Below are 247 nucleotides of genomic sequence, written 5' to 3' on the forward strand. Positions count from 1 at the left end.
AGTTGTTCACAATAATATTTAACGGGTGTATCGGCTTGGGAGAAAACCCATGAAGTTCGGCGTCAGACTGGCGGTGCAGGGGGAAATGGGGGCCCAGGGCCAGGGATGGGACTACGCGCGCACGATGGCCCTGGAGGCGGAAGCCCTGGGGTTCGACAGCGTCTGGCTGCCGGACCACGTGATTAACGCCCACATGGAAAAGAAGACGCCGATGCTGGAGAACTGGACCGTGCTCTCGGCTCTGGGT

Annotated in this window: 1 protein-coding gene; it reads left to right on the forward strand. The window is 59.9% G+C overall.

Going from position 1 to position 247, the window contains the following annotated elements; genetic code table 11:
- Nucleotides 1-49: 49 nt before the first annotated feature.
- Nucleotides 50-247 (forward strand): LLM class flavin-dependent oxidoreductase (locus ACTFO6_RS19350; RefSeq protein WP_439935944.1); only part of this gene is annotated, 198 nt, incomplete at its 3' end.

The sequence above is a fragment of the Pelomicrobium sp. G1 genome (assembly GCF_051905455.1).
In the GTDB taxonomy this organism is placed as follows: Bacteria; Pseudomonadota; Gammaproteobacteria; order Burkholderiales; family UBA6910; genus Pelomicrobium.